This window comes from Gordonia paraffinivorans (assembly GCF_900683595.1).
GTDB lineage: Bacteria > Actinomycetota > Actinomycetes > Mycobacteriales > Mycobacteriaceae > Gordonia > Gordonia paraffinivorans.
The window spans coordinates 721324-738689 of sequence record NZ_CAACYD010000005.1; the positions used below are offsets into that span (position 1 = coordinate 721324).

Genomic DNA, 17366 nt, shown 5'->3' on the forward strand with positions numbered 1-17366 from the left:
GTCAGCGCTTTTCCTTGATCTTCGCGGCCTTGCCACGCAGATCGCGCAGGTAGTACAGCTTGGCGCGACGGACGTCACCGCGGGTGATGACGTCGATCTTGGCGATGTTCGGGCTGTGGACCGGGAAGGTGCGCTCAACGCCGACGCCGAAGGAGACCTTGCGAACGGTGAAGGTCTCGCGGACGCCGCCGCCCTGGCGACGGATCACGACACCCTTGAACACCTGGATGCGTTCCTTGCTGCCCTCGATGACCTTGACGTGGACGTCGAGGGTGTCACCGGGTCCGAACTCCGGGATGTCGTCGCGGAGGGACTTCTTGTCGAGGAAATCGAGCGTGTTCATTGTTCGGGTCCTTGTCTGGCGTGAACGTTGAGCAGAGGAACCTGGCGGGCCGTGCGGCTTCGACCGGTTCGTGCTCCGAGTCGTCGGTGTACCGTGTCGGTCGCGTCCCTGGTGAGGGGCGTCGTCGACAGGCAACCCGACTATTGTGCCAGAGGGACCCCCGCGCGACGAAATCGCGCCCTACCAGGACTCACCATGGGCTGCCGGGGTCCAGCACGACGATGTCGGCGGCCCGCAGCGCCGCCACCGTCGCCGGTTCCATCGGGGTCGCAGACGCGATGGCCACTGGCTTGATCCCCGAGCTCCTCATGTGTTCGACGATGGCGAGTTCCGGTGCCCGCCCGTCGGCGGTCAACGCCTCGTCGTCGGCGAGTTCGAGCCCCGGCCGCTGGTAGGGCTGCGGATCGTTGGTCCCGACCACCACCAGGCGTCGCCCGCGAGCACCGACGCCCACCCCGACCGCGGTGCGGAACCACCCCGCGATCGGCGCGGGCACCGTCGCCTGCAGGGCATCGGCCCGACGGCGCAGCCAGGCCAGGTCGCCGGCACCCGACTCCCCCGCATCTGGCCCGATCACTCCGAGAGCGGCACCGGCGGCCGCCGCACCCGCCGCGCCCAGCGCCCCCGTCATCGGGGCGAACGGCAGCATCCCGGCCGTGGCGGCGGGCGGCGCATGGGAGCCTGCCGATTGCCCGGCTTCCGCCGACCGGTCGACGAGGTCGTCTCCGGCTGCCGTCAACGCCATCCGGCCGGCACTGGCCGCACTCACCTGCCACGAGGCGTCGCCGGCCTCGGCGAGGACCTCGGCGCGCAGGCGGTCGCGATCGGCGACGAGGGCGACGGCCGACATCTGTTGGCGGGCCTCGGTGACCACGTCGGCGTAGTCGTCGAGCGAGGATGCCAGCGCACGCAGCCTCCCGGCCACCTCGGGCAGGGACTCCGGTGCGGTGCGGGTGATACCGGTCAGCGACGCGACGACGCCGTCGCCGAACTCCCCCGCCACCAACGCCGCGAACTTCGACGTCGCCGAGGCCACCACGTCGGCCACCCGTTCCACCGACTCGGCCAGCGCCCGGGCGCGCTGCGCCGACGTGCGCAGGCCGTCCACATCCGCGGTCGGCCAGATCCCGGGTACCAGCGCCTCCGCGATCTCCCGGGGTGATCGGCCCGGAACACCGATGATCGGATCGGCGGGCGCATCACTCATCGCGACGTCCCCGCTTGCGGCCCCGCGGCCTCGTCGCCGAGCATCGCGGCGGCGTCGTGGTCGGCATCGGCGACGGCATCGACGCCCCGGGTGACGACCTCTCGGTACGCACCGAGACGCGTCGTCAGGTCCCTCAGGAGGTCGGTCACCTGAGTGGCGGGTCCGAACCCCTGGCGGAATGCCGAGGCCGCCGCCCCGACCCCGATCGCGGTGTCGGCGTCGGCGAGCAGTTCGAGGAGCTCGGAATGCACTGTCTGGAGCCGGGTCTCGGCCTTGGCGAGCCGGGTCGAGAGATCCGTCGCGGCCATGGGGTCGACTGCCAGGCGCCCGTTGGCGTCTTCCCGGTGCGACGGATCGGAGTCGGTCATCGGACGTCGCGGTAGTCGGGTTCGGAGACTTCTGCCGCCGCGAGCAACTCGGCCCGACGCGCATCCAGGGCACGATCGGCCTCGGCGACGAGGGTGGTCAGCAGCTCCGACAGCTGCTCGGCCCGGTAGCGCCGCAGCGCCGCGGGTTCGATGGAGATGTCGACGGCGAGTCCGCGGGCGTTGACGGTCACCGCGACCAGCCGGTCGTGACTGGTGGCGCGGGACGTCAGATCCGACAGGGCGGCGCGGATGCGCGTGAGTTCGGCGCGTTGGCGGTCGAGTTCCTCGACCATCGCCGAATAGCCCTGCATGCCATCCCCCCTGGACGTTCTCCGGCCGGCACCCCGGCCGTGGGTTCCCGGAGATCCTAGCGGGGATCCGGCTCCCCGCAGTCGTCGGGATTCACATCCGCCGCGGGATCGTGAGGGGTGCCGGCGAGCAGATCGGGCCGACGTTCGCGGGTCCGCGCGAGCGCCTGCTCGTGGCGCCACTGCGCGACCTTCGCGTGATCGCCGGAGAGCAGCACCGGCGGGACGTCGAGTCCCCGCCAACTCACCGGGCGGGTGTAGCTCGGCCCTTCGAGCAGACCGTCGGAGAACGAATCCTCCTGGTGCGACCGGGGATTGCCGAGCACGCCGTCGATGAGACGGACGGTGGCCTCGATCATCGCCATCGCCGCGACCTCGCCGCCGATGAGGACGAAGTCACCGAGCGAGACCTCTTCGACGCGCACCCGGCGCGCCGCGTCGTCGAAGACCCGCTGGTCGATGCCCTCGTACCGGCCGCAGGCGAAGACGAGGTGCTTCTCGGTGCTCCACCGTTGAGCGGTGGACTGGGTGAACGGCACGCCCGCCGGCGTGGGCACGACGAGCAGCGCGTCGTCGGGGCACACGTCGTCCAGGCAGGGACCCCACACCTCGGGCTTCATGACCATGCCGGGGCCGCCGCCGTACGGCGAGTCGTCGACGCTGCGATGGACGTCGTGGGTCCAGTCGCGCAGGTCGTGGACGTCGACGCTGATCTTGCCGGCGTCGATCGCCTTCCCCAGCAGGGCGACCCGCAGCGGGGTGAGATATTCCGGGAAGATCGTGACGACGTCGATCCTCATCGTCCGATCCTCATCTGTCCGAGTCGGCCGACTCGGGATCGAGCAGCCCTTCCGGCGGGTCGATGACGATGAGCTCACGCGTCACCGTCGGCACGATCTCCTTCACGAACGGCACGAGCACCTCCCGGTCGTCGGTCGTCCGCACGGAGAGCAGCTCGCTCGCGGGCAGGTGCAGGACCGACTCGACGACCCCGACCCCGGTGCCGTCGGTGAGTTGAACGGGCACCCCTTCGAGTTCGTGGTCGTAGAACTCGTCCGGATCGTCGGAGGGCTCGACCTCCGAGGAGTCGATGAGGAACAGCGTTCCGCGCAACGCGTCGGCCGAGTCGCGATCGGAGACCTCGGCGAGAGACACCAACAGCCGCCCGGAATGTTCCCGGGCGGCTGTCACGGTGAATTCACGTTCCCCGCCCCCGCGCGGCAGACGCCCGCGCAGGACCGAACCGCGCGCGAAGCGCAGTTCGGGCTCATCGGTACGGATGTCGACGACGACTTCGCCACGAATGCCGTGTGACTTGACCACACGCCCGACGACGAGATCCACGATGGAGGCGTCCCGTGCTGTTCGGATCAGCGGTCGGTGTCGACGATGTCGACGCGCATGCCGCGTCCGCCGATGCCGGCGACGAGGGTCCGCAGTGCGGTCGCGGTCCGGCCGTTGCGGCCGATGACCTTGCCCAGGTCTTCGGGGCTCACGTGGACCTCGACGAGCCGGCCGCGACGACCGGTGACAAGGTCGACCCGGACGTCATCCGGGTTGGAGACGATCCCGCGGACCAGGTGCTCGACCGCGTCGGCGACGACAGCGCTCACGCGTCACCCTCTGCGGCGGCCTCGGCCGGAGCCTCGGCAGCGGCTTCCTCGGCCGGGGCCTCGTCCTTCTTGGCGGCCTTCTTCTTCGGGGTGACGGCCTCGGCGACCGGCTCGTTCTCGGCGGCGGCGAGCGCGGCGTTGAACAGGTCCAGCTTGGACGGCTTGGGCTCGGCCTTCTTCAGGGTGCCCTCGGCGCCCGGCAGGCCCTTGAACTTCTGCCAGTCACCGGTGATCTTCAGGATGGCCGCGACGGGCTCGGTCGGCTGCGCACCGACGCCGAGCCAGTACTGCACGCGCTCGGAGTCGACCTCGATCAAGCTCGGCTCTTCCTTGGGGTGGTACTTGCCGATGGTCTCGATCACCCGGCCGTTGCGGCGGGTCCGAGCGTCGGCGACGACGATGCGGTACTGCGGGTTGCGGATCTTGCCGAGCCGCGTGAGCTTGATCTTGACAGCCATGTCACTACTTTCGTGTGGTCACTGCGCAATTCTGCGGTCCACCCGGACTGGTGGACCCGGTTTTGCGATCTGTTTCGGTGTGACCGTCGGGCGGCCGTGACCGGATCCGACGAACCGACGGACCATTCTGCCAGACCGGACGGCCCGGGATGAAATCCGGCATCCGGACCCGGACGGGCCGACGGAAACCGGTGAAAAAGAAACGGCATGTGGTTGTCCACCCCGCGAGAACAACCACATGCCGTACGTCGCTCGTCTCTCACGCCCCCCGAACGAATTCGTCCCCCGGGCGCAGGCGCGACTCCCGACCGTATCCCCCGTCGATCCCCCTCGACGGTCCCCTGGATTCGGCAGGGTCAGCGCGGAACTCTTCGGTCCGTCCCCTCACGGACCGTTGCAACGCGGTTGCTACCTTACGCGCGAGTAGGAAACGCAACCAGCGAACCGCTTGTGGCGTTCCTCACAACAGATGTCGGCCCGATGACACCACGGTCGAGGGGTGACGCAGCACACCGAGGTCGTCAACCGGATTCTCCTCGTACACAACGAAATCCGCGCGATCGCCGTCGTCGAGGAGGCCCGCGCCGAGCCACCGCCGCGGCTCGGTGCTCGCGGCCGCGATGGCGCCCGCGTTGCCGAGTCCGACAGCCGAGAGCTTCTCGATCTCGTCGACGATGCGACCGTGCTCGACGAACCCGCCCGCGTCGGTGCCGGCGAAGATCGCCACGCCGGCCTCGCGCGCGGCGTCGAACACCGCCGGCGCGTCGGCGTACAGCTTGCGCATGTGGGCGGCGTAGGTCGGGAACCGGCCCGCGCCGTCGGCGATCCCCGGGAAGTTGTCCACCTGGATCATCGTGGGCACCAAGGCGATCGAACGCTCCACCATCTTGTCGATGAGATCGCCGGTGAGTCCGGTGCCGTGTTCGATGCAGTCCACGCCCACGTCGATCAGGTCGACGAGGGCGTCGGTGCCGAAGACATGCGCGGTGATCCGGGCGCCGTGCGCGTGCGCGACCTCGACCGCGGCCGCGAGCTGGTCGCGACTCCACAGCGGCGCCAGGTCGCCCACCTCACGGTCGATCCAGTCCCCGACCAGCTTCACCCAGCCGTCGCCGGCCTGCGCTTGGCGCGCCACCTCGGCGGCGAGCTCGTCGGGGTCGTCGAGGTCGACGCCGTAGTCGCGCAGGTACCGCTTGGGGCGCGCGATGTGCTTGCCGGCGCGGATGAACCGCGGGCACAGCGGGTCGTCGTCGAGCGGGTGGGTGTCCAGCGGGGACCCGACCTCGCGGATGAGCAGCGTCCCGGCGCGGGCGTCGGCGTAGGCGTATCCGCGGGCCTGCTCGATGTCGACGCCGAGCCCGGGCGCGATGCCCACGTGGTTGTGGGCGTCGACGAGGCCCGGCAGGATCCAGCCGCCGTCGACCGCGGTCTCGGCTCCCGGAACCGGTGTGGTGGAGATGGTCTCACCGCTCACCCAGAACTCGACCGGTTCACCGGTCAGCGGATCGTTGCCCCGATAGTGACGCGCGCCGGTGCCCATGGGTTACTTCTTCTTCCTGGTGGGCTGTTGGAACTGCGAGATGTCGATGCCCTCGAGGCCCGGGGGCAGCTCGTCGAGTCCGGGCGGCATGTTCGACAGGTCCGGGAACCCGCCGGGCATCCCGGGCATGCCGGGCATCCCGGGGAAGCCGCCGCGCATCTTCGGCGGCGTGGGTCCGCGGCCCTTGCCCTTCTTGCCCTTCTTGCCCTTCTTGTTCTTCGACTTGCGGTTCACTCCGCCCATGCCCATGCGGCCCGACATCGCGGCCATCATCTTGCGGGCCTCGAAGAAGCGGTCGACGAGCTGGTTGACCTCGCTGACGGTCACACCCGAGCCGTTGGCGATACGCAGTCGGCGGGAGGCGTTGATGATCTTCGGATTCGCCCGCTCCTCCGGCGTCATGCCGCGGATGATCGCCTGCACCCGGTCGAGCTGCTTGTCGTCGACCTGGGACAGCACGTCCTTCATCTGGCCCGCGCCCGGCAGCATGCCGAGGATGTTGCCGATGGGCCCCATCTTGCGGATCATCAGCATCTGCTCGAGGAAGTCCTCGAGGGTCAGCTCGCCCTGGGTGATCTTGGTCGCGGCGGCCTCGGCCTGCTGGGCGTCCCAATGCTGCTCGGCCTGCTCGATGAGGCTGAGCACGTCGCCCATGCCGAGGATGCGGCTGGCCATGCGGTCGGGGTGGAAGACGTCGAAGTCGTCGAGCTTCTCACCCGACGACGCGAACATGATCGGCCGGCCGGTGACCTCGCGCACCGACAGCGCCGCGCCGCCGCGGGCGTCGCCGTCGAGCTTGGTCAGCACGACGCCGGTGAAGTCCACGCCCTCGGCGAAGGCCTCGGCGGTGGTCACCGCGTCCTGACCGATCATCGCGTCGACGACGAACAGCACCTCGTCGGGCTGCGTGGCGTCGCGGATGTCGGAGGCCTGCTTCATCAGCTCCGCGTCGATGCCCAGGCGGCCCGCGGTGTCGATGATGACGACGTCGTAGAGCTTGGCCTTCGCCTCCTCGACGCCGGCCTTCGCCACCGACACCGGATCGCCGGCGGTGACGCCGAGTTCTCCCTCGCCGCCGACGCCCGTTCCCGGGTGGGGCGCGAACACCGGAACCTCGGCGCGCTCGCCGACGATCTGCAACTGCTGGACGGCGCCCGGGCGCTGCAGGTCACAGGCGACGAGCAGCGGGGTGTGCCCCTGCTTCTTCAGCCAGTGGCCGAGCTTGCCGGCGAGGGTGGTCTTACCGGCGCCCTGCAGACCGGCGAGCATGATGATCGTCGGCGGGTTCTTGGCGAACTGGATCCGCCGGGTCTCCCCGCCGAGGATACCGATGAGCTCCTCGTTGACGATCTTGACGACGGTCTGGGCGGGGTTGAGCGCCGCCGAGACCTCCTGTCCCTTCGCACGCTCCTTGATCCGGGAGATGAAGGCACGCACGACCGGCAGGGAGACGTCCGCCTCGAGGAGGGCGAGCCGGATCTCCCGGCAGGTGCGGTCGATGTCGGCGTCGGAGAGCCGCCCCTTGCCGCGGAGGTCCTTCAGGGCACCGGTCAACCGGTCGGAGAGGGAATCGAACATGGTTCCCATACTTCCATGTGGATCCGGTGACCTCACACTCAGGAGATCGGCACCCCGGACCTGGAGGTCGCACCGCCGGGCGACGAGCCGTCACCGTCGGGGTCGCGCTTGGGCTGCGGCGGCGGGCACACGGCGACGATCGCCTCGGCGATGGTCGTGCGCGCCTCGTCGGTGTCCTCGGCCAGGCGGAGGCTGAAGATGTCGACGACCGTCGCGCCGAGCGTGGACACCTTGGCCCATCGGATGTCGGCGCCGTGGCGTTCGAGCACCGCGGCGACCCGGCTCAACAAGCCGACCCGGTCGTCGGAACGCACCTCGAGCAGGGCCTCCCGGTCGCCGGGATCGCCGGAGCCCGGGGCATCGAGCCACGTCACCCGCGGCGGTGCGACGGCGAACAGCGCCGGCACCGCAGTCTTCGGGTGGCCCGCCCCGTCGACATCGGGATCGGTGCTGCCCGCGCTGGCACCGAGCGCAACCGCCGCACCCGGCTGGGTGGCCACGGTCGCGATGGTCGGGATCGGCGACTCCTTCTCCCGCGTGTCGAGGCGTCCGAGCACGTCGAGCTTGCCGTTGACCGCGGCGATGAGCTGCTGACGGAGCAGGCCTGCGTCGGGCGGACTGCCGAACACCGGCACCACGACGAACGAGTTGATCGCCTTGCCCTCGTGGCTCTGCGCGGTCGCCTTGTGCGAGCGCAGCCCGCCGAGTGCGAGGATGCCCGCCATCTTCGACAGCAGACCCGGTTGATCGGGCGCGACCATCGTCACGTCGTAGGTGTGCTGACCGTCGGCGCGGACGAGACGCACCGCGTACTCCGCCTCGGCCGCGACCGCGAGCTGCTCGGGCGTCAGCGGTTCGGGCGCCTCGAGCGGCGCGCCCTCGATGTGGCGCATCGACCGCCGCACGAGCTCGCCGATCAGCGAGGCCTTCCACTCCCCCCACACCCCCGGGCCGGTCGCGAGGGAGTCGGCCTCGGCGAGTGCCGCGAGCAGTTCGAGCAGGACCCGGTTGTGACCGAGTGTGGTGGCCACGTACTCGGCGGTCGCCGGATCGTCGAGATCGCGGCGGGTCGCCACCTGGGGCAGCAGCAGATGGTGGCGGACCATGTCCGACAGGATCTGCACGTCCTGCGGCCACAGCCCGAACCTGTTGCCGACCTGGACCGCGAGTTCCGCGCCGACGACGCTGTGGTCCGCGCCGCGCCCCTTGCCGAGGTCGTGGATGAGCGCACCGAGCACGAGCAGGTCCGGGCGCGACACCCGCGTCGTCATCGAGCTCGCGTAGGCGGCGGTCTCCACCAGGTGGCGGTCCACCGTCCAGGTGTGGATCGCGTCGCGCGGCGGCAGGTCGCGGACCGCGCCCCACTCCGGCAGGAGCCGGCCCCACAGACCGGTGCGGTCGAGTGCCTCGATCGGATCGACCATGTGGTGGCCGGAGCTGAGCAGGACCAGCAGGTCGCTGAGCGCCTCGGCGGGCCACGGCTCCCGGAGTTCGGGCGCGTAGTCGGCGAGCCGGCTCAGCGTGGAGGCGCTGATCGGCAGGCCGGTCCGGGCCGACGCGGCCGCGACGCGAAGGATCAGACCGGGGTCTTTGCTGGGAATCGCGTTGCGCGCCAACACGATCTCGCCGCTGTGCTCGACGACTCCCTCGTCCAGCGGACGGCGCAACGGCGACCGGCGGAGCTTGGCCAGGCCGCGGCGCGGCAGCGCGTTGCCCGCCGTGCGCAGGCCGACGTCGATGGAATAGCTGATGGTGCGGGCGGAGTCGCTGATGACCCGCGCGAGGTCGAAGCGGTCCCCGATCCGCAGCGCGGCGCCGATCTCGTCGGCGTCCTGCGCCCGCACCTGCTCGCGCGGGCGCCCGGCGATGCGGTGCAGCTCGGTCCGGATGTCGAGCAGCCGGGTGTAGGCGGCCTGCGGGCTCGCTCCGGGCGAATCCGGTCGCAGCCCGCCCATCCCGTGGGTGAGCTGGGCGATGGCCAGCGCGTTGAGGAGCTGGACGTCGCGGAGTCCGCCCCGGCCGTTCTTCAGGTCGGGCTCGGCACGATGCGCGATGTCGCCGGCGCGACGCCACCGGTCCTGGGCGTGCGCGACGACGTCGGAGAAGCGGTTGCGGATGTCGTTGCGCCACTGCTGACGGACCCCGCCGATGAGCAGGGAGGACAGATCCTCGTCGCCGGCGATGTGGCGGGCCTCGAGGAGCCCGAGCGCGGCGGTGACGTCCTCGGCGGCGACCTGCAGCGCCTGCGGCACGGTCCGCACGCTGTGATCGAGCGGGATGTTGGCGTCCCACAACGGGTACCAGAGGCCGTCGGCGACCTCGGAGACCCGCTCGGCGGGCATGTCGTCGTGCAGCAGGATCAGGTCGAGGTCGGAATACGGCAGCAGCTCACCGCGTCCCAGGCCGCCGACGGCGACGATGGCGAATCCACTGTTCGGTTTGATGCCGAGTTCGGCGCCCTTGCTGGTCAGCCAGAACTCGTGCAGGTCGACGAGCACCTGGCGGAGTGCCGGTGCGTCGAGTTTCCCGTTCCGGCTCGACTCGGTCAGCTGCCGGCGGGTCTTGGCGAGATCGGTTGCGGCTACGGGAGTCTCCTGGTCTCGGGCGGTCTTCCGGCGCGTGCGCCGGAGAAACCGGGTGTGAACGGTGCGGCCCCGCGCCGACGGGTCGTCGGACGCGGGGCCGCCTTCGGGTGTTCAGAAAGGGCGCGAGCTCACTTACAGAGCGTCGCCACCACGCTCACCGGTGCGGACTCGCACGACCGACTCGACCGGCGAGACCCAGACCTTGCCGTCACCGATCTTGCCGGTGCGGGCGGCCTCGACGATGACGTCGACGACCTTGTCCACGGCTGCGTCGTCGACGACGACCTCGACCCGGACCTTGGGCACGAAGTCCACCGAGTACTCGGCGCCGCGGTAGACCTCGGTGTGGCCCTTCTGGCGTCCGTAGCCCTGGACCTCGCTGACGGTCATGCCGAGGATTCCCGCCTGCTCCAGGCCGGCCTTCACGTCCTCGAGCGTGAACGGCTTGACGATTGCAGTGATCAGCTTCATTAGTTATCCCTCTCCACGGGTGTCAGCGTAGTAGCGATTGTCTGGAGCGTCATGCCAGTTCGTAGGCGGTCTCGGCGTGTTCCGCCTCGTCGATGCCGCTCTTCTCGTCCTCGTCGCTGACACGCCAGCCGAGAGGCTTGAGCACCAGGGCGATGATCGCGGTCAGCACGCCGGTGAACACGAGGGCGAACAGCGCGATCACGACCTGGACGACGAGCTGCTTGTAGTCGCCGCCCCAGAAGAGGCCGGTGTCGACGGCGAGCAGGCCGACGCCGACGGTGCCCCACAGGCCGGCGACCAGGTGGACGCCGACGACGTCGAGCGAGTCGTCGTAGCCGAACTTGGTCTTCAGGCCGATGGCCAGGGCCGCGAGCGCACCCGCGACGACACCCAGGATGAGCGAGCCGACCGGGGTCAGGTTGCCACAGGCCGGGGTGATGGCGACCAGACCGGCCACGATGCCCGATGCGGCGCCGACGCTGGTGGCGTGCTTGTCGCGGATGAGTTCGACTGCGAGCCAGCCGATGATCGCGGCGGCGGTGGCGGCGGTGGTGTTCACCCAGACCAGACCGGTTGCGGCGTCGGCGGCCAGCTCCGAGCCGGCGTTGAAGCCGAACCAGCCGAACCACAGGAGGGCGGCGCCCAGCATGACGAACGGGATGTTGTGCGGACGGTAGGCGGTGCGTCCGAAGCCGACGCGCTTGCCGACGATCAGGGCCAGGACCAGAGCGGCCATACCGGCGTTGATGTGGACCACGGTGCCACCGGCGAAGTCGATCGGCGCGACGTTGGCCTCACCGTCGGTGCTGCCGAACATCCACGACGCGAAGCCCTTCTCGGCGCCCGACATGATGCCGCCGCCCCACACCATGTGGGAGAGCGGGAAGTACACGATGGTCGCCCACAGGACGGTGAAGACGGTCCAGGTGGCGAACTTCACGCGCTCGGCCAGCGCACCCGAGATGAGTGCGACGGTGATGACCGCGAAGGTCAGCTGGAAGCCCATGAAGACGAACGACGGGATGGAGTTGCCGCCGGTCACGACCAGCTCGGTCCCGTCCGGGCCGGGAATGGTGTCGGCCAGCTGGCCGGAGCCGAAGAGCGAGAAGGGGTTCGAGAACAACCCGGCGATGTCGTCGTCACCGGTGATGCCGTTCCCGAAGGCCATCGAGAAGCCCCAGAGGACATACACCACGCTGACGGTGGCCAGCGAGATGAACGACATCATCATCATGTTGAGGACGGACTTGCCTCGTGCGAGTCCGCCGTAGAAGAACGCGAGTCCGGGTGTCATCAACAGGACCAGCGCCGCGCTGGTGATGATCCACGCGGTGTCGCCGGTGTCGAATGCGCCGAACGCATCTTCTGGCAGCGCCAAAACCACTGTAGAAACCTCCTCAGGATGCGCCGACGGCTCGGCGCCTTCAAAGAGACTGTCGGCACTCGGTTTCAGCAGTGGTGCCTTCACGTTTCGGGCGCGTAACCCGATCGGCCATTCATATTTCACGGACGTAAATCGCCAGGAGGTCTCTGAGGCGGGTCTCGGCGTTTCACCTACCGAATGTTCCTTCGCGGCCTCGGATCGCACGCGTGCCCGGGAGCGATCGGGCGGGTGCAGACACGCGTGCGCCCGGCTCGCGAACGGAGCCGGGCGCACGAAGCCGTGTTCACACGGCGGGGATCACAGCAGGGCGTCGACGAACGCCTCGGGTTCGAACGGCGCCAGATCGTCGGCGCCCTCGCCCAGGCCCACGAGCTTGACGGGGACGCCGAGTTCCTTCTGCACGTGGAACACGATGCCGCCCTTGGCGGTGCCGTCCAGTTTGGTCAGCACCACGCCGGTGATGTCGACGACCTCGGCGAACACACGGGCCTGCGCGAGGCCGTTCTGGCCGATCGTGGCGTCGAGCACGAGCAGGACCTCGTCGACGGGGGCCTTCTTCTCCACGACGCGCTTGACCTTGCCGAGCTCGTCCATGAGGCCGGTCTTGGTGTGCAGGCGGCCGGCGGTGTCGATCATGACCACGTCGACCCCGGTGGCGATGCCGCGGTCGACGGCGTCGAAGGCCACTGCGGCCGGGTCGGCCTGTTCCTTGCCGCGGACGATCTCGGCGCCCACGCGTTCGCCCCAGGTCTGCAGCTGGTCGGCGGCCGCCGCACGGAAGGTGTCCGCGGCCCCGAGGAGCACCCGACGGCCGTCGGCGACGAGAACACGGGCCAGCTTGCCGGTGGTGGTGGTCTTGCCGGTGCCGTTCACACCGACCACGAGCACGACGGCGGGGCGCCCCGCATGCGGCAGCGCCTTGATCGACCGGTCCAGCGTGGGGTCGAGCTCCTCGACGAGCACCCGCTTGAGAAGCGCGCGGGCCTCCTCGGCGCTACGCACCGGGTTGGCCGCGAGTTCGGTGCGCAACCGCTCGACGACGGTCATGGTGGTTGCCGTGCCGAGGTCGGCCATCAGCAGCGTGTCCTCGATCTCCTCCCAGCTCTCCTCGTCGAGGTCGCCGGCGCCGAGCAGACCCAGGACGCTCTTGCCGATCGCGCCCTGGGAGCGGGCCAGGCGACCGCGCAGACGGCCGAGGCGACCGGCGGTGGGCGCGATCTCCTCACGCGGCGGCGCGGCGGTGGCCGCGGAGGCGTCGTCGGGAACGGTGACGGCTTCCTCGGCAGGGGCCTCGGGCTCGACGGCCGAGGTCTCGGGCGCGGCCGGGGCTGCGGGCGCCTCGGCCGCGGTCTCGGTCTCCTCGTCTGTGACCGTCTCCCCCGCGGCCGTCTCCTCGGCGGTCTTCTCGGCGGCCTCCGGTTCGGGCTCGGTGACCTCCGGCCGTTCCGCCTCGGGCTCGGCGGCCTTCTCCTCGGTCACGTCGGGCAGAGCGATGTCCTGGATGGGACGGCGCACGGAATCGCGCGGGACCGCGGCGTCGTCTCCGACACCGGGCTGGCCGTCGACGTCGGTGCGCTCCTGCACCGGCTGGACCGGCTTCTGGATCGGGGCCTCGGGCTTCGGGGCCGGTCTCGGCGCGGGCTTCGGGGGTTCGGACAGCGCGGTATCCGAGTCGCTTCTGCTGAACGTGAAGCCCGACCCGGCCTTGTACCCACCGGATCTGTCGACCTGCCGGGTCGTGCCGTCGACGATCTGCGTCTGTTCGGGCTTGTCGGTGAGCGAGATGCGACGCCGACGCGACAGCACCAGTCCGAGCGCGATCAGCGCCGCCACGACGAGTACCGCGACGACTATGCCGATGATGATTCCGGTGTTCACTGGCTGGTGTCCTCCTGTTGGGCCACGGGCATGTTCACACCGCGCATGCGCTGCGAGATGACCGTGGTGATGCCGTCACCGCGCATGCTGACGCCGTAGAGGGCGTCGGCGATCTCCATGGTGGGCTTCTGGTGGGTGATCACGATGAGCTGCGATTTCTCCCGCAGCTGTTCGAACAGTTTGATGAGACGCCGCAGGTTGGTGTCGTCGAGCGCGGCCTCCACCTCGTCCATGACGTAGAACGGCGACGGACGGGCGCGGAAAATGGCGACGAGCATCGCGACCGCGGTCAGCGACTTCTCGCCGCCGGACAGCAGCGAGAGCCTCTTCACCTTCTTACCCGGCGGGCGGGCCTCCACCTCGATGCCGGTGGTGAGCATGTCGTCGGGGTCGGTGAGGACGAGGCGTCCCTCGCCGCCGGGGAACAGCGTCTGGAAGACCTGGGCGAATTCCCGCTCGACGTCGGCGTAGGCCTCGGTGAAGACCTGCAGGATGCGGGCGTCGACGTCGTCGACGACGTCGAGGAGGTCCTTGCGGGCAGCCTTGACGTCCTCGAGCTGCGAGGACAGGAAGTTGTAGCGTTCCTCGAGCGCGGCGAACTCCTCGAGCGCGAGGGGGTTCACCTTGCCCAGGGTGTTGAGGTCCTTCTGCGCCTTCTTGGCGCGGGCCTCCTGGGTGGCGCGGTCGTAGGGCATCGGAGCCGGCGCGACGACCTGCTCCCCCCGCGCCTTGGCCTCCTCGTACTCCTGCATCTCGAGCGCCGACGGCGGCATCGGCACATCCGGGCCGTACTCGGCGATCAGCTCGTCGGGCGCCATGCCGAAGGTCTCGACGATCTGTTCCTCGAGCTGTTCGATCCGCAACGCCACCTGGGCGCGGGCCACCTCGTCGCGGTGCACGGCGTCGCGCAGCGAGTTGAGGGTGGTGGAGAGCTCCCCCGCCCGCAGCCGCAGCTCGTCGAGCGTCGCCGACCGCGCCTGCTTGATCTCCTCGAGCTCGTCGCGCCCGGCCTGGGCGGTGGCGACGGCGGCGGCGAGTCGCTCGGCGACCTGCGCGCCGGCGCGCTCGACGGCGGCGGCCACACCCGCGGCCTGGCGCCGGATCTCGTCCTGGCGCCGGGCGCGTTCACGTGCCTCGCGTTCGCGCTGGGCGGCGCTGCGCAGCGAGTCGGCCTTGCCGCGCACCGACGCGAGCCGTTCCTCCGCGGTGCGCAGGGCGAGCCGCGCCTCCATCTCCGCGCCGCGGGCGATGCCGACCGCGGCCGCGGCCTCGGCCCGTGCCGAGTCGTCGGTGTCGACCTCGGGGCCGACCTCGGTCTCGTCCCGGGCGAGGCGCAGGCGTTCCTCGAGCTCGTGGAGCTTCTGCAGGGTCTCCTCGCGGCCCTTCTCCAGGAAGCTGCGCTGCCGGGTGTACTTGTCCGCCTCGGCGCGGGCGGTGCGGATCTCCTGCCCGAGCCGCGCCATCTGCTCGTAGGCGGCGCCGACGCTCGCGTCCGACTCGTGCAGCGCGGCCAGCGCCTCCTCTGCGGCCTCGCGGCGCTCACGCTGTTCGGTCAGGGCGCCGTCGAGCGCTGCCTCGAGTTCTTCGACGCGGCGCCGGGTCGCGGCGAGCTCCTCGGTGGCGGCGTCGATGGCCGACTGGACCTCCAGCGTCGACGGTCGCCGCGAGGAACCGCCCTCGATCGACGCCGGACCGATGCGGTCCCCGGCGGGTGTCACGGCCCGGACACCGAGGCGGCGGGCGAGTTCGAGACCCTGCGCCGGGTCGTCGACGATGATCGTGTCGGCCAGGACGGTGTCGATCGCGCCGCGGATCTCCGGCCCGCAGCGGACCACCGACGAGGCCCACCGGGCTCCCTCGGGCAGCGGCACCTCGCGCTCGCGCGCGGCCGCGCCGTCGAGCCCGCCGCAGATCAGCGCGGCCCGTCCCCCGTCGCCGGCCTTGAGCGCCACGAGGGCGCGGACCGCGGCGATCCCGTCGACGGTCACGATGCCGTCGACCGCCGGGCCGAGCGCCCCGGCGATCGCGGTCTCGAAACCGGGCTCCACGGTGACCAGTTCCGACATGGGACCGAGCAGCCCGTCGGGTGCGTTGTCGAGCAGCCATGCCCCGCCGTCGTTGCGCTCGAGGTTCATCGAGAGCGCCTCGACCCGCGCGGACAGGGATGCGATGGCCTGTTCGGCCTCGCGGTGCTGCGCCTGCAGCGTCGCGACGCGCTCGTTGGAGAGATTCAGCGCGGCGACGCAGCGTTCGTGGTGTTCGTCGAGGGCCTGTTCGGAGGCCTCCAGTTGGGCAAGTTCGCCTGCGGCCGAATCCTGTTGTGCGATAGCCGCTTCGGCACGCTCGGTGGCATCGGCGATCGCGTCGGTGAGCCGCTGTTCCTCGGCGTCGGCCGACTCGGCCTTGGTCCTCAGGTTGTCGACCTGCCCCTCGAGCCGGGCGAGTCCCTCCCGCCGGTCGGCGATGGCCCGGACCGCGGCGAGGTGGGCGGCCTCGGCCTCCTCGGCGATCGCCTCGCGTTCGCGCAGCTCCTCGCGGGCGGTCTCGAGCTGTTCGGCCGCGATCTCGACGGCCTCGGTCAGCTCGGCCTCGAGCTCGGCCGCCTCGAGCGCCTGCGCCTCGAGCTCCTCCGGGTCGGGGCCGGTCGTCTCGGTGGTCGCCTCGCTGAGGTAGCGGCTGCGTTCGGCGGCGACGCGCCGGGTGGCGTCGACGCGTTCGGCGAGGGCCGACAGGCGGAACCAGGCACGCCCGGCCGCCGCCGCGGCCGGCGTGATCTCCGCCAGCTGCTGCTCGTGTTCGGCGAGTTCGGCGTTGGCCCGGTCGAGCTCGGCGGCGACCTCGTCCTGCCGGCGCCGCACCTCCTCCTCGACCGCGGCGTGCTCGGCCATCTCCGCCCGCCGGGTGACCAGGTCGTCGGCGGCCAGACGCAGCCGGGCATCGCGCAATTCGGCCTGGACATGCTGCGCACGGCGCGCCACCTCGGCCTGGCGGCCCAATGGCTTGAGCTGGCGCCGGAGCTCGGCGGTCAGGTCGGTCAGGCGCGCGAGGTTGACCTGCATCGCGTCGAGCTTGCGGAGTGCCTTCTCCTTGCGCTTGCGGTGCTTGAGGACGCCCGCGGCCTCCTCGATGAACGCGCGCCGGTCCTCGGGGCGGGACTCGAGGATCGCCGACAGGCGACCCTGTCCCACGATGACATGCATCTCGCGTCCGATGCCGGAGTCGCTCAGGAGTTCCTGCACGTCCATCAGGCGGCACGAGTTGCCGTTGATCTCGTACTCGCCGGCGCCGTCGCGGAACATGCGCCGGGTGATCGAGACCTCGGAGTACTCGATGGGCAGCGCGCCGTCGGAGTTGTCGATGGTCAGCGTGACCTCGGCACGGCCGAGCGGCGGGCGGCCCGAGGTGCCCGCGAAGATGACGTCCTGCATCTTGCCGCCGCGCAGCGCCTTGGCGCCCTGCTCGCCCATGACCCAGGTCAGGGCGTCGACGACGTTGGACTTACCGGAGCCGTTGGGGCCGACGACGCACGTGATACCCGGCTCGAAGCGCAGGGTCGTCGCCGAGGCGAACGACTTGAAGCCCTTCAGGGTCAGGCTTTTGAGGTGCACGACGGTACAGACTACTCACCATCGC

Annotated in this window: 15 protein-coding genes; all 15 read right to left on the bottom strand. The window is 70.5% G+C overall.

Annotated features, from left to right (window positions below; all coding sequences use genetic code 11):
* Position 1: 1 nt before the first annotated feature.
* Positions 2–343 (bottom strand): 50S ribosomal protein L19, encoded by a 342-nt coding sequence (gene rplS, locus E1P53_RS05465; RefSeq protein WP_006898508.1) that lies wholly within the window; start codon positions 341–343, stop codon positions 2–4.
* Positions 344–533: 190 nt separating this feature from the next.
* On the bottom strand, positions 534–1550 hold the full coding sequence (locus E1P53_RS05470) for a hypothetical protein (protein WP_006898507.1): 1017 nt from the start codon (positions 1548–1550) through the stop codon (positions 534–536).
* Positions 1547–1918 carry a hypothetical protein gene (locus tag E1P53_RS05475; RefSeq protein WP_040526109.1) on the bottom strand — a complete coding sequence of 124 codons (372 nt, stop codon included), beginning with the start codon at positions 1916–1918 and terminating at the stop codon, positions 1547–1549. Before E1P53_RS05475 ends, E1P53_RS05470 begins: the two co-directional genes overlap by 4 nt.
* Positions 1915–2229, bottom strand: coding sequence for a YbaB/EbfC family nucleoid-associated protein (locus E1P53_RS05480; RefSeq protein WP_006898505.1), 315 nt, complete (start codon positions 2227–2229; stop codon positions 1915–1917). The genes E1P53_RS05475 and E1P53_RS05480 overlap by 4 nt, the downstream gene beginning before the upstream one ends.
* Before the next feature lie 56 nt (positions 2230–2285).
* Complete coding sequence (gene trmD / locus E1P53_RS05485) at positions 2286–3026, bottom strand: tRNA (guanosine(37)-N1)-methyltransferase TrmD (protein ID WP_006898504.1); 741 nt, start codon at positions 3024–3026, stop codon at positions 2286–2288.
* A 10-nt stretch (positions 3027–3036) separates the two neighbouring features.
* Positions 3037–3570, bottom strand: a complete 534-nt coding sequence (gene rimM, locus E1P53_RS05490; protein ID WP_006898503.1) for a ribosome maturation factor RimM — start codon at positions 3568–3570, stop codon at positions 3037–3039.
* A gap of 26 nt (positions 3571–3596) precedes the next feature.
* Entirely contained in the window at positions 3597–3839 is a 243-nt protein-coding gene (locus E1P53_RS05495; RefSeq protein WP_006898502.1) for an RNA-binding protein, read from the bottom strand.
* The gene (gene rpsP, locus E1P53_RS05500) at positions 3836–4297 is read right to left on the bottom strand and encodes a 30S ribosomal protein S16 (RefSeq protein ID WP_109237724.1); all 462 of its coding nucleotides are present in this window, start codon (positions 4295–4297) and stop codon (positions 3836–3838) included. The genes E1P53_RS05495 and rpsP overlap by 4 nt, the downstream gene beginning before the upstream one ends.
* 460 nt (positions 4298–4757) lie before the next feature.
* Positions 4758–5837, bottom strand: a complete 1080-nt coding sequence (locus E1P53_RS05505) for an amidohydrolase family protein (RefSeq protein ID WP_131733664.1) — start codon at positions 5835–5837, stop codon at positions 4758–4760.
* A gap of 3 nt (positions 5838–5840) precedes the next feature.
* A complete protein-coding gene (gene ffh, locus E1P53_RS05510; RefSeq protein WP_006898499.1) occupies positions 5841–7415 on the bottom strand; it encodes a signal recognition particle protein in 1575 nt (524 codons plus the stop codon).
* Between the two features lie 38 nt (positions 7416–7453).
* Positions 7454–9964 carry a [protein-PII] uridylyltransferase gene (locus E1P53_RS05515; RefSeq protein WP_230823444.1) on the bottom strand — a complete coding sequence of 837 codons (2511 nt, stop codon included), beginning with the start codon at positions 9962–9964 and terminating at the stop codon, positions 7454–7456.
* 168 nt (positions 9965–10132) lie between these two features.
* Positions 10133–10471: a P-II family nitrogen regulator gene (locus E1P53_RS05520; protein WP_004572306.1), complete on the bottom strand. Its 339-nt coding sequence runs from the start codon at positions 10469–10471 to the stop codon at positions 10133–10135.
* Between the two features lie 49 nt (positions 10472–10520).
* Positions 10521–11855 carry an ammonium transporter gene (locus E1P53_RS05525; protein WP_006898497.1) on the bottom strand — a complete coding sequence of 445 codons (1335 nt, stop codon included), beginning with the start codon at positions 11853–11855 and terminating at the stop codon, positions 10521–10523.
* A gap of 297 nt (positions 11856–12152) precedes the next feature.
* Entirely contained in the window at positions 12153–13733 is a 1581-nt protein-coding gene (gene ftsY / locus E1P53_RS05530; RefSeq protein WP_131733665.1) for a signal recognition particle-docking protein FtsY, read from the bottom strand.
* Positions 13730–17341 carry a chromosome segregation protein SMC gene (gene smc, locus E1P53_RS05535; RefSeq protein WP_131733666.1) on the bottom strand — a complete coding sequence of 1204 codons (3612 nt, stop codon included), beginning with the start codon at positions 17339–17341 and terminating at the stop codon, positions 13730–13732. Before smc ends, ftsY begins: the two co-directional genes overlap by 4 nt.
* Positions 17342–17366: the final 25 nt, after the last annotated feature.